This window comes from Candidatus Enterococcus courvalinii, assembly GCF_017315945.1.
Taxonomy (GTDB): domain Bacteria; phylum Bacillota; class Bacilli; order Lactobacillales; family Enterococcaceae; genus Enterococcus_B; species Enterococcus_B courvalinii.
Genome location: NZ_JAFLWI010000002.1, coordinates 185259 through 198369 on the forward strand (window position 1 = coordinate 185259; position 13111 = coordinate 198369).

Below are 13111 nucleotides of genomic sequence, written 5' to 3' on the forward strand. Positions count from 1 at the left end.
AATCATGACCTACGATTTAAGACCAACAATCAAGGTACAAGAACATGCTGCAGTTGCAGTCGGAATCGCTAAGATTGTTGCGAGTTTAAAAGAGCAGATAACTAAAAAAGAGGCACAAATCATTTGTTTCGAGACATACCCGGGAATCGATCAGCAACTTTTAAACCAATTGATAACTGAACTAGCACCAGAAAAGGTGATTCACAGTGAATCTTGTATTCGACCAAAAAATGAGATCAACCGTGAGTTAACAAAAGAACTGACAGATGATCGAGTCTTCGGCTTGATGTCACATGCTGAGATGGTTGATTATTTTGATTGTTCCGCGATTACTGAAGCACGACAGAAAATCAAAGCAGCAAATGGTTTAGTTATTGTGTGGGGTGTAGGAGCCGCTTTGGTAGCTTCTTCACCTGATATAACTGTCTATTTCGACATTACGCGTTGGGAAATCCAAAAACGATTCAGAAAAGGGCTGAACAATTGGTTGGCTGAGCCTGAAACAGATGTACTCAAGAAATTTAAACGAGGTTATTTTTTTGAATGGCGAATCGCGGACAAAGTAAAAAGTCAGTTACGTTTCCAAACGGATTTTTATATCGATGGAACGAAGAATGACAGCTGGACAATGATTGATCGTGCGACGTATGAAACAGTTCAAGAAAAAGCTGTACAGCGACCTTTTCGCTTAGTTCCATACTTTGATCAAAGTCCTTGGGGTGGGCAATGGATGAAGGAAAAATTTCAGCTTCCAGATGAAAGTCCAAATTATGGCTGGGCATTTGATGGTGTACCAGAAGAAAACAGTGTAATCTTTCAATTAGAAAATGCACAATATGAAATGCCAGCAATCAATCTCGTTCGAAATTACCCAAGTCAATTGTTAGGCGAACGGGTGTATGCTTTGTTTGGCACCGAATTTCCAATCCGATTTGACTACCTTGATACAATGGAGGGTGGAAATTTAAGCTTGCAAGTCCATCCTAAGGTTGAATACATTCAAGAAAAATTTGGAATGGTTTATACACAAAATGAAAGTTATTATATTTTGGAGGCAAAGGAAGATGCTTCAATCTATCTTGGGCTAAAAAATAATACTGACATAGATGAGCTGTTTAACGAACTAGAAAAGGCAAGCAAAGATAGCGATTATGTATTTGATGATAGCAAGTATATCAATCATTTTCCTGTTCAAAAACACGATCATTTTTCGATTCCTGCGGGAACAATCCATTGTGGTGGTACAAACGCGGTTGTACTTGAAATCAGTGCTACTCCGTATATCTTCACATTCAAACTTTGGGACTGGGGTCGTTTAGGATTAGACGGTAAACCTCGACCAATCCATTTGGAACACGGACGAAAAAATGTCGATCGCCGATTTGATGAGGATTATGTTAGGGCGAATCTTTTTTCACCAAACGAGGTTCTTTCAAATGATGACCACTCGCTTATTGAAAAAACTGGGCTATGTGATTTAGAGTTTATCGAGACTCGACGACATACATTTACAGGTGAAATAAAAGTAGAAGCACATGATTCGGTAAATATGCTTTGTTTGGTTGAAGGGGAGTTCATTGATTTAGTCAGTGATGATGGTGAATTCGCACCGATCACTATTCATTACGGTGAAACCTTTATCATTCCAGAGAATTGCCAGAACATATCCTTCAAAAGTAACGGGAAAAATCCTTCAGTAGTAATTCAAGCTTTTATCAAATAAGAGAAGAGCCTATTGCAAATGCGGTAGGCTCTTTTATTATGTACTCTGTGCAAAAAAATAGTATAGGATGAAAACGACTTACCACTTTGCATGGAAGGTTGTGGACAGATGATAATCTAACTGATTTGATTGGTCATTCTTGTGGTATCATAAAGAAAAACAAACATTCATAAGGAGAAATAATGGTTACTATTAAACAGATTGCTAAAGAATCCGGAGTCTCGAAGAGTACGGTTTCTCGTTATTTGAATAAAGGATACGTTAGTGAAGCAACGGCAGAAAAAATCGAAAAAATCATCAGCAAATATAATTATTCGCCTAATGAGTTTGCTCGTAATCTAAAGAGCCAAAAAAGTAATTTTATCGGAGTGATTTCTCCACGGTTAACTTCACCATCGATTATGGCCATTTTGAATGGAATTGATGAAGTTGCACGAAAAAATGGGTTTCAAATGCTGATTTCTAATACTGAATTGGAAATCAAACGCGAGATTGAGAACATCTACAGTTTAGTGCAAAACAAAGTAGCTGGTATTATTTTATTGGCAACGGAAATTACTAAAGAGCATATCAAAGTAGCAAATTCAATCGATGTGCCAATCCTGTTTGTCGGGCAGTCGAATGAAGCGGTCTATTCCGTAGATCATGATAATTATCAAGCAGGTGTGAATCTTGCGCAAGCCTTGCTGGAGTATGGGCATAAAGAAGTGCTTTATATTGGTGTGCCAGAAAATGATTTATCAGTCGGAATCAATCGGAAACAGGGAGTTGTGACAGCTTTTCTTGATAAAGGAATCACGCCACAGATTGTTTCTTCAACTTTTTATCCAGAAGATAATTATCAGTTGGGATTAGAGTTGCTACCCCAAAGTAAGGCTAGTTTGATTATCTGTGCGACAGATAGTATGGCGATGGGTGTAATTAAAGCCGCAAACCAATTGAATATTGCCATTGGTACTGAACTTTCGATCGCTGGATTTGGTGGTTATTCTTTTGGTGAATATCTCTATCCACCGTTAACGACAGTGGACTTTCACCATCAATTTGTCGGTGAGAAGGCAGCGCACCTAATGACCGAACTTTTACAAGGAAATGAGATTGATCGACAAACAATCGTTGATACGACAATGATTCTCAGAAATAGTGTATGTGCTGTTAAAAAATAGTTGACAGCGCATACATTTGCGTGTTACGCTGTTTTTGTTAATGAGGGAACGGTTCCGCAAAGAGTTGAGACTTTATTCCATTATTTTTTTAAGTAAAAACGGGAACGGTTCCATAGAAAGAGGAGGACGAACAAAATGGAAAACCGAGAAATTGCAACAGAAGTGATTAATGCCGTTGGTGGTGCAGAAAACATTCAAAGCGTTGCGCATTGCGCGACTCGACTACGATTGATGGTCAACGATGAAAGTAAAATCAATAAAAAAAAGGTAGAAGATATTCCCAAAGTCAAAGGCGCATTTTTTAACTCTGGACAATATCAGATTATTTTTGGAACGGGGACTGTTAATAAAATTTATGACGAAGTTGTTGGCTTAGGTGCCAACGAGGTTTCCACAACTGAAATGAAATCAGAGGCAGCTAAAAATGCGAATCCTTTTCAACGAATGGTGCGTACGTTTGGGGATGTCTTCGTACCGATTATTCCTGTCTTAGTTGCAACGGGTCTGTTTATGGGACTCCGCGGATTGATTACTCAGCCTCAAATTTTACAACTGTTTGGTATGACACCTGATGCAATCAATTCGGACTTTCTTTTATACACGCAAGTTTTAACTGATACAGCGTTTGCCTTTCTCCCAGCTTTAGTTGCTTGGTCAACATTTAAAGTTTTTGGTGGCAGTCCAATTATTGGGATCGTTTTAGGATTAATGTTAGTGAATCCTGCTTTGCCAAATGCTTATGCAGTAGCTTCTGGAGATGCTACACCAATTATGTTGCTGAATTTTATTCCGATTGTGGGCTATCAAGGAACTGTTTTACCAGCGTTTATTGCCGGTATCTTGGGCTCTAAATTGGAAAAAAGATTGCATAAATCAGTACCAGATACGTTCGATTTATTAGTTACACCTTTTGTTACATTGTTAGTCATGAGTTTATTATCCTTGATGGTGATTGGACCAATTTTCCATTCCTTTGAAACAGTGGTCTTGAATGGAACAGAATTTGTTTTGGCTTTACCATTTGGTTTAGCTGGTTTGATTATTGGCTTTTTGAATCAATTAGTCGTTGTGACTGGTGTACATCATATTTTTAATTTCTTAGAAGTTCAACTATTGGCAAATACTGGTGTGAACCCATTTAATGCAATTATTACTTGTTCCATTGCAGCACAAGGAGGCGCAACTTTAGCTGTTGGTTTTAAAACGAAATCGAAAAAATTAAAGGCATTATGTTTTCCATCTGCCTTATCCGCTTTCTTAGGCATAACAGAACCTGCAATCTTCGGGGTAAACTTACGTTATGTAAAACCATTTATCATGGGGTTGATTGGTGGCGCTGTGGGTGGCTTTGCAGCTAGTTTGCTGCAATTAGCTGGTACTGGAATGGCAATTACAGTTATTCCTGGAACGTTGCTTTATTTAAACGGTCAATTATTACCTTATTTATTTGTAAATATCTTAGCAATCAGTGTAGCTTTTGTCTTGACGTACTTGTTTGGCTACCAAGAAAAAATGGAAGAAGAGCTAGAACAAGCATAGACAATTGGCTCTAGTAAGGAAATGAATGATAAATGTTAGATGGTAAAGTAAAAGACAGTCGTTATCCGTTGAGTTTCCATTGCACACCAGAAGAAGGGTTACTAAATGATCCAAACGGATTAATTGAGTATCAAGGAGTGTATCATCTCTTTTATCAATGGAATTCTAAAGACTGCTCACATGATTATAAATCTTGGGGACATGTTGTTTCTCCGGACATGGTTCACTGGGAACGTTTGCCAGCAGCATTGATTCCGAGCGAGTCTTATGACAAGGACGGAATTTATTCCGGATCAGCGATTGAAAAAGATGGCAAATTATACTTGTTCTATACTGGCAACGTGATTAATCCTGATGGAAGCCGAAGTAGTTTTCAATGTTGGGCAGTTTCAGAAAGCGGTGTGGAGTTTAAGAAATTAGGCCCGCTTTTTGAACATCCTCAAGGGTATACGCGTCATGTGCGTGATCCAAAAGTCTGGTTTGATAACAAAACACATCAATGGCGATTAGTGCTTGGCGCTCAAACGTTAGCAGAGCAAGGAACAATCCTTTGTTACTCATCAAATGACTTTAAAAAATGGCAGTTTGATGGGGAACTTTTTGATCCAGATGAAATGGATAAGATCTCTCAGCGAGGCTACATGTGGGAATGCCCTGATCTTTTTCAGGTGGATGGTCAAGAACTCTTGCTTTATTCGCCACAAGGATTAACCGTGGAGCGAGAACAGTATCAAAATATTCATCAAACGATCTATCTGCCATTGACGAAAGAATGGCAGATAGTACCAGAAAATGGATTGATAGAAATGGATTGGGGATTTGAATTTTATGCACCCCAAACGTTTGAAACGGCTGATGGTCGACGCGTACTCTATGGTTGGATGGGCGTAATGCCACCTGAAAAGGAACAATCGCAACCAACAGTTGCAGAAAGGTGGGTACATTGTTTAACGATTCCTCGCGAAGTAAACTTCCATGAAGGTCGGCTTTATCAAAGACCCGTCCGAGAATTACAACAGTTGCGTGGCGAAGAGTCTTCTTTTGAGTTGATGAGAGACTGGGAATCTCCCTTGGCAGAATTTGGTTCAGAAGTATGTTTAATATTTGATTCTCCAGCCAAAGAATTTCAATTTGAAGTCACAACAGGTTTCTTGTTAAAGTTTGATGTTCAGACAGCGATGCTCGTATTGAGTCGAACGAATTGGGAAGACGGCGAAGAAGAATTTCGTCGCTACCAGTTAAATGAACCATTGAAAGAAATTCAGCTGATGATTGATGGATCAGCCGTAGAAATTTTTGTGAACCATGGAGTAGCAGTAGCTTCCGCCCGGTTTTTCGCATCTGAGAAACCACGGCTCAAATATACTGGAAAGAATCAAGGGCATGGCGTGCACTTCAGCTTGCTTGATTGTCGTTAAAAGAAAAACCACCAATTTTTTGGTGGTTTTTTGTGTGAATTTAAGGAGTTGTTTGAGCTATAGTAATTGAAAGGAAAACAAGTTAAACATGCTACACGTTGTAAATAACTTCAAGTAAGTTGGAATTTTAGCACGAGTGGTAATCATTATTGGCTTTTTGTTCGTATGATTGAACTTAAATCACTTGGATATTTTTTGTACATAACTTGATAGGGTGATTGTTAAAAATGAGTGACTATTATTTAGAAAAAAATTATTTTCATGGAAGGAAATTGTTCCTTATGCTTTGTACTATGTGTGAAATCAAAAATGTTAAGGATGAAACATGTTGAATTTTGGGGAGCTCTTTTACGTGAAACTTTATATTTTGAGAAAGTGAGTGCAATGAATGGAAAAAAGAAATAGTTTCATCATGTATATTCATCAAAAAATACTTGATTTCGTTTTTTTATAAGAGAAAATAGGGCGAGGTAGTTAAGTGTATGCTAACAGTGTTTTTGGAAAGTACTAGCGTAGGTGGTGGAGAAATGGAAGATATCGAAAATGAACTTTTTTATCAGCGATTAAAAAAACGTGATGATGATGCATTCGACTATCTAATTACAGCTTATAGTAAATTATTGTGGGCGGTGGGGAGTCGTAGTGGCGTTCATAATAACATGGATTTGGAAGAAGTAGTCAGTGATGTTTTCTTGCGATTTTGGCAACATCCTGAAAAATTTAATCCAGAAAAAGGTAGTTTGAAAACGTATTTGTGCATTATGACAAAGAGTATGACCAGAAATAAATGGCAAAAAGTCCAAAAATTTAAACAAGAACCATTGACGGAAATAAACGAAGATGCGCAACAACTGATTAGTGACGAACTTGATGAGAAAGAAGCATGGCAAGAGCTTTATAACTTGATTTTGACGTTTGACGAGCCAACACGTCAACTATTGTTTTGGCGAATCTTTTGCGATTTATCTCCTCTGGAAATCGCTGAGCGCACAAAACTCACAAGTAAAGAAATTGATAATTATTTGTATCGTGGGCGTAAAAAACTCCGTCATTTAGTGAATGAAAATTCTTTTTTTAGAGAGGTGGAAAATAGATGAAGAAAGATCCTTTAGAATATTTAACTGAAGAACAGTTAGATGAATTACTGAAATGTACTGATCAACCCTTTCACGAAAAAAATAAAAAAGAAATTAAGAATAAATTTACAATAAAAAAGAATATTCTTAAAAAGAAAAGACACAAAAAAAGACGCTGGATAATTGGTGGATCAACCGCAGCATTAGGGTTACTATTAGTGGGATTTACTTTTCGAGATGATTTGTCGTTAGCTTATAAAAAACGGTTTGGCACAGATACAGAAATCTTGTTGTTAAATTCGGATAAGTTAAGTCAAGAAGTGACGGATCAAGGATTACGTCTAAAAGCTGTTGCCTCTTTTAAAGATGGCAATAATCAATATTTGGTTAGCCAACTAACTGATTTAACTGGTGATCGGTTAGCAAAAGATACAGTCATCGAGCATTGGGAAATGTTTAGCGGTGGGAATACCCAAGTGGTCAATTATGACGAAGGAACGAAAACTGCTACATTAGTTACCAGCGCAATTGGTGCAGATGCTACGCCAATTTCCGGGTTTCAACTCCGTTCTTTTGCAAGTCAAGAAAAAAACTTTATAAAAACTTTTACTCCAAAATGGGAAGAAATAGTAAAACCAGCTAAATCTTGGATAGACTTAACAAAACAAGAAAGCCAAGGTGGTGGATTTGATGAAAAAGGAGCCAAAAAACTAGGCATTACTTGGGACGAGATAATCAAGGAAGGATTAAAACCATTGGAGGTCAATGAAAAATTAGATCAAAATTTTACGATTTCCAACATCGCTTACAAAGATAATTTATTACATGTCCAACTAAAAATACCTAATGAACCTAAGCTGGCAGCTATTTTTCCAAGTTTAGCTGTTGGTGAAAAAGAAATAGAGCCGATAGTAGATTTTAGTGTTGATGAAGGAACGCATAATAATCAAACAGGTAGATCTGATTACCAAGAATATGTTTTTGCTATTTCAGAAGCAGATTTAATGCAAGCAAAACTTCTTTTAAACGGCTGGAATTGGGGTGTCTACCAAGAAGGTAATTGGCTGATACAATTGAAAGAGGCAAAGGAATTACCAATCACTAACTTGCCTGATCAAGAAATTGATGGAGCAACTGATAAAGTATTCTTAGAAAATATTACTTTATCACCGCTGGCACTAGACTTTGATTATACGGGAAATTTAGTTAACGTTCCGATTAAGTTGACTTATAAAGATGGGACAACTTTTAGGTTAGATGAAGACATTAGTCATTTTCAGGAAGGAAAAAAAGAGCACTATCGTTATGAATTTGGATTAAAAGATAACAAAGAAATCCAATCAATTAAAATTGGAGCGAGTGAACTAAATTTAGAATCCAAGAAAACAACAACTTCTGAAGAGGATTGAAAGAAAAGTTGATGTGACAAAAGTGCTAATCAGCGAACGGCTAATTGGTACTCGTATCAATTGTTCCTTAAACAACTCAGCCAGCTCAAGATAACCACTAAAAAATTTTTTTAAAATAAACAGGTGCTTTCAAATTTCTAGTTTTCGGAAATTGAAGGCACTTTTTTATGTATGTTACAGCTTTTTTGTGTTCAGAAAGAAGTTGTTGAAAAAGATAAGAATGAACAGTTTCAGCCTTATCTACAAAGAATACAGCTAGTAGAGTTCCGTTTTGTTTTGATTATAAAAAGTTCTTTTCTTTTTGAACAGGAACACGTAAGCTAGCCTTGTGAAATTTTTTTCATGTTGAACTGTGTACTGAAAACTGTTCCAGAAATCGCTTAATTGTGCAGACAAGATGTTACTATCCTTCGTGTAAGAAAAATATTGGAGGTAAATCATGAAAAAGAAAATTCAGTCTTATTTTTCACTATTAGGAAAATCGTTCCTAATGGCGGTAGCAGTTATGTCTTTCTTTGCTTTATTGCTATCAATTGGTGCGGTTTTGAAAAATCCATATTTTGTTGAGGCGATGCCTTTTTTGGGTAATCGAGCCACCCAATTTGTTGCAGAAGTTCTCAATGAGTCGGGTTTGATTGTTATTCGCTTTATGCCACTAGTTTTTGCAGTCTCAATTGCAATTGGCTTATCACCTAAAGGAGATAAAGAGTTAGCTGCTTTTTCCGCTCTTATTGGTTATTTCTTTATGATCAGCTTCTCGGCATTGACTTTAAAATTTTTTGGTCTAGCACTAGAACCAGATGTTTTGGTAGGAGATAATCACATCCTGAGTGTTGGACAAACCTTAGAGATGCGCAAAGCGATGCAGACGATGGTTTTAGGTTTGCAAACAATTGATACAGGTGTGTTAGGTGGGATCATTGTTGGGATGTCAGCATCTGCTATTACAAAACGGTTTAAAAATCAAAAACTACCAATGATTTTTAGTTTTTATCAAGGAAAGCATTTTCCACCGATTATGACGGGTCTTGTTTTTATGTTCGTTGGTATTTTAGTGACATTTGTTTGGCCAGTTTTGGGAAATAGTATTTACGCAACAGCCGGATTCGTTGTTTCAGGTACGGGTGTTATTGGTTAAATGAGTCTTCTGGGGATGCATGTTAAACGTGTGCTTACTTAAATAAATGATAAACTTTTGGTAGTAACAGGCATATCCTGAACGTTTTCTTGTTGCTAAATTGTATTCCGTGCTACAATTTCTTTAGTAATTTTTTGATAAAGGGGTCATGAAAGATGTTTGGGAAAAAGAATAAGCAAAAAGAGAAGCAGCTTGAAATACCGAATGAAAAGAAAGTGAATGAAGGAATTAAGTTGAATACACAAGAAGAACAAGAAGAATTTCAGTCATTCTTTACTGACGTGTTGAAACAATTTCCAAGTAAAACCTCTGCGACCATTATGAAATCTTTTGACAATACGAAGGATAAAGCGTTACAGTTGACGGCTGCTAGTCGGAGTCGTTTCGATAGCGTTTTTGATGAATTTCTAGCAGATGTAGATCAAGAAACTCGTAAAAAATGTCATACAACGATTCATGTGGCATCCTTAACAGCTGCAATCATTGGTTTATCGCCAATTCCGTTTTCCGATGCGTTTTTATTAGTTCCAGTACAGTTGACGATGATGGCACGTTTACATAAAATATTTGGACAATCTTGGTCGGAAAGTTTGGGTAAAAGTTTGACTAAAGAACTGGTAGTTGTCAGCTTTGGTCGTAGCGCAGTAGGCAATATCTTAAAATTTATTCCAGTAGTTGGAACAATTAGTGGTGGAGCGGTCAATGCGGTGGTTGCGATGGCAATTACGGAATCTCTTGGGTGGGTGACGGTCAAAATGCTGAATGATGGGGAAGATATTTTTGATCAAGTGATGTCATTTAAAGGCCAATTTGATACTTTGTTCAAGGCGATTCAAGGAGTTAGTAAGAAAAAATAGCCAAAAGTTGACTATGTGACAGGTAGTCAACTTTTTTACGTCGATTTTATCAAAACGAATTAAATAAACAAGTTTATTACACTAAACCTATGAAAGCTCCCACCAAAAAAATTGATAAATTCTTAACATACTTGAAGATAATCAAACCTTTGCTAAAAAAGTCTTTCGAAGAAAAACTCAGAAGCTTCGTATTGATAAATGACCTAAAATATTTTTCGTTGAAGATGGGCATAGTTTATAAGAATGCTTTTGAATTTTGACCTTATACAATAGAAAAAAGCTGAAAGCAGATTGTTGGCTTTCAGCTTTTTTGTTCTTTTTCTGTGAGAAGTATTTTTCCATAGTGAAGCCTAGCTTAGAACAATCAAGAGTTCTGGCTCAAAAATAGTTTTAATTTTTTAAGAAGCCAGCCTTCTTCACAAATTCATCCACTTCATAACGTGGTTTTTGTTCAAGTGCATAGGTACAGCGTTCAACCCAATTGAATGTATCCGCGCCATTTGTTAGCTGGTCATAATAGTTACTTACTTCTTGGTTATAGCTGGTTAAGTCAGTTTCTTTATCTGGATAAGCGTCTGTTCCGACAATAAATTGCTGAGGCAAACGTGGTTTAACTGGAAGTTGTTCTGCTGGATAGCCTAAACACAAGACAAACAATGGCATCACTCGCTCTGGCAGATTAAATAAATCTGCTAATTGATCCATTTCATTTCGAACACCACCGACAATGACACCACCTAGACCTAAGCTTTGAGCTGCAATTAACGCTTTTTGTGCCGCCAAAGTTGCATCAACAACAGCGACCGTATATAATTCCGTATTTTGGAAAACTTTCGGATCAGTAACAGTTAAAAATTTTTCACTTCGATGTAAGTCTGCACAAAAAAGTAGAGTTAAGGGCGCTTTTTTCAGCCATTCTTGTCCACCAGAAATAGTAGCTAATTCATCTCGTTTGGCAGGATCAGTCACTTCGATAATTGTATAAGCTTGAAGATAACTGGATGTTGGTGCCATTTGACTGCACGCAAGTATGGTTTGTTTGGTTTTTTCATCAATTGGTTGGTCGGTATATTTACGTGTGGAACTGTGTTGCATTAAAAGATTGATTAGGTCCTTTTGCGTATTCATAATTAGTTAAAAACCCCTTTTCATATTCGTTTCGTGGAGAAAGTAAATCTGTTTCTGTTGGTCATTTATCTGTGTGCCCGCGTCATAATGGACGTTGTTTTTTACTATATACCTTTTAGCTTTTAGCAGACAAGTATTTTCTATTTTATTTGAAACAACTGGACAGCACTTTCAATTATCAGTGCGATCGTTACAACCAAACTAAGTGAGAGTAAGACGAAGGTAGTTGGTAAGGTTGCTGTTGCAAAAAAAGTTGCCATGGCAATAACAATAATTAGTTTCCAAAATACCCCAGCATGATAAGCTAGTTCTTTCGCAAAATGAGCAACATCTAGTTGGCTGTTAGTCTGTTGATTAAAAACCATGAGCCGTTTGCCTAGCGTTCGCACACCAAGTACACCACTCAAAAACATCAATAACCAAACAAGCCAGACACGTCCATTAGTAAAAGAAAAGTTGACTTGTCGAAAACTGAACCAAATAAGTAACGCAGCTAGATAACTCAAAGACGAAGTGGCTACCATTTCCAAAAAGAGAGTCAAGCTAGACAATTTTTTTGTAGTGAGTTTTCGGATAATAATTAAGGCAATCAATGCTAAGAGACAAAGAACAATGGTGATTGTCATACACGCACCTCTTTTTCAGAATCATTGGTCATTTGCAAAATGATTTTGCCAGTAGCTCGACCAGATTGCGAATAACTGAGTGCTTCTGCTACTTTAGTTAGTGGAACAATTCGATCAATCACGGGTTTAATTATTTCGGCTTCGATCAAATGTCCTAAGATGTCTAGCTGTGCACCACTTGGTTTCATGAAAAGAAAAGTATAAGAGGCCTGTGTTTGTTTTTCTAATTTTGTTAGGTTACGTGTCGCGATTCCAAAAGCAAGCCGTTTCCAAAGCGGAACACCATATTCTTTACCAAAGCGATAGTTAGGTAATCCCGCGATGCTGACCACTTTTCCGCCAGGTTTGATGATTTTGAAGGCATCTTCTAATGTCGCACCACCACGTGTATCAAATACATAATCATAATCTTTCAAAACTTCTGCAAAGTTTGTTGTTTGATAATTAATTGGATAATCAGCACCTAATGAGTTTACGAGATCAAAATTATTTGCGGAAGTAGTTGTGGCAACATAGGCACCTAAGTATTTTGCAATTTGGATCGCTATCGTTCCAATTCCACCAGATCCACCTTGAATCATGACTTTTTCTCCAGGTTGAATCTGCATAATGTCATGTAATGTTTGGTAACTTGTTAGTCCAACTAAGGGAATCGAAGCAGCTTCTTCAAAATTGATATTTTTTGGCTTGAGGGCGATATCACCTTGATCGACAGCGATATATTCGGCAAAGGTGCCAATTCGATTTTTTTGAACTCGACCGTAGACAGCATCTCCAACTGAAAAATTTGTCACTTTTTCACCAACTACAGTGATAATTCCAGCAAAGTCGCTCCCCATAATCATGGGCATATCATAGCTAAGCAACATTTTAAGTCCGCCATCTTTGGTTTTGATATCGATCGGATTAATACTTGCGGCAACGATTTTTACTAAGACATCATTCGAGCGAATATCTGGAATAGGAACCTCTTTTATTTTAGGCATGGATTGTTTGTAAGTATCGATAACAGCTGCTTTCATTGTGTTTTT

10 protein-coding genes and 1 pseudogene are annotated in these 13111 nt (G+C 37.1%); 8 read left to right on the plus strand and 3 right to left on the minus strand.

What is annotated here, in order from left to right:
* Positions 1–4 precede the first annotated feature (4 nt).
* The 8 genes and pseudogenes from JZO71_RS01695 to JZO71_RS01730 all read left to right on the plus strand — a co-directional run bounded on the left by JZO71_RS01695 (position 5) and on the right by JZO71_RS01730 (position 10326).
* Positions 5–1723, plus strand: a complete 1719-nt coding sequence (locus JZO71_RS01695) for a class I mannose-6-phosphate isomerase (RefSeq protein WP_206897870.1) — start codon at positions 5–7, stop codon at positions 1721–1723.
* Between the two features lie 182 nt (positions 1724–1905).
* The gene (locus JZO71_RS01700) at positions 1906–2889 is read left to right on the plus strand and encodes a LacI family DNA-binding transcriptional regulator (protein WP_206897871.1); all 984 of its coding nucleotides are present in this window, start codon (positions 1906–1908) and stop codon (positions 2887–2889) included.
* Positions 2890–3024: 135 nt separating this feature from the next.
* Positions 3025–4401, plus strand: a pseudogene (locus JZO71_RS01705) (sucrose-specific PTS transporter subunit IIBC); the annotation flags it as partial.
* Between the two features lie 59 nt (positions 4402–4460).
* The gene (locus JZO71_RS01710) at positions 4461–5846 is read left to right on the plus strand and encodes a glycoside hydrolase family 32 protein (RefSeq protein ID WP_206897874.1); all 1386 of its coding nucleotides are present in this window, start codon (positions 4461–4463) and stop codon (positions 5844–5846) included.
* 527 nt (positions 5847–6373) lie between these two features.
* A complete protein-coding gene (locus tag JZO71_RS01715; RefSeq protein WP_206897875.1) occupies positions 6374–6943 on the plus strand; it encodes an RNA polymerase sigma factor in 570 nt (189 codons plus the stop codon).
* Positions 6940–8331: a hypothetical protein gene (locus JZO71_RS01720; protein WP_206897877.1), complete on the plus strand. Its 1392-nt coding sequence runs from the start codon at positions 6940–6942 to the stop codon at positions 8329–8331. The genes JZO71_RS01715 and JZO71_RS01720 overlap by 4 nt, the downstream gene beginning before the upstream one ends.
* A 439-nt stretch (positions 8332–8770) precedes the next feature.
* Positions 8771–9469 (plus strand): PTS transporter subunit EIIC, encoded by a 699-nt coding sequence (locus tag JZO71_RS01725; RefSeq protein WP_206897879.1) that lies wholly within the window; start codon positions 8771–8773, stop codon positions 9467–9469.
* A gap of 155 nt (positions 9470–9624) precedes the next feature.
* The gene (locus JZO71_RS01730) at positions 9625–10326 is read left to right on the plus strand and encodes a YcjF family protein (RefSeq protein WP_206897880.1); all 702 of its coding nucleotides are present in this window, start codon (positions 9625–9627) and stop codon (positions 10324–10326) included.
* Positions 10327–10716: 390 nt separating this feature from the next.
* Here the strand turns inward: JZO71_RS01730 and JZO71_RS01735 are convergent, their stop codons facing one another.
* The 3 genes from JZO71_RS01735 to JZO71_RS01745 all read right to left on the minus strand — a co-directional run bounded on the left by JZO71_RS01735 (position 10717) and on the right by JZO71_RS01745 (position 13102).
* On the minus strand, positions 10717–11454 hold the full coding sequence (locus tag JZO71_RS01735) for a nitroreductase family protein (RefSeq protein WP_206897881.1): 738 nt from the start codon (positions 11452–11454) through the stop codon (positions 10717–10719).
* Positions 11455–11594: 140 nt separating this feature from the next.
* Positions 11595–12080: a hypothetical protein gene (locus JZO71_RS01740; protein ID WP_206897882.1), complete on the minus strand. Its 486-nt coding sequence runs from the start codon at positions 12078–12080 to the stop codon at positions 11595–11597.
* Positions 12077–13102, minus strand: coding sequence for an NADP-dependent oxidoreductase (locus tag JZO71_RS01745; RefSeq protein WP_206898064.1), 1026 nt, complete (start codon positions 13100–13102; stop codon positions 12077–12079). Before JZO71_RS01745 ends, JZO71_RS01740 begins: the two co-directional genes overlap by 4 nt.
* Between the last annotated feature and the right edge of the window lie 9 nt (positions 13103–13111).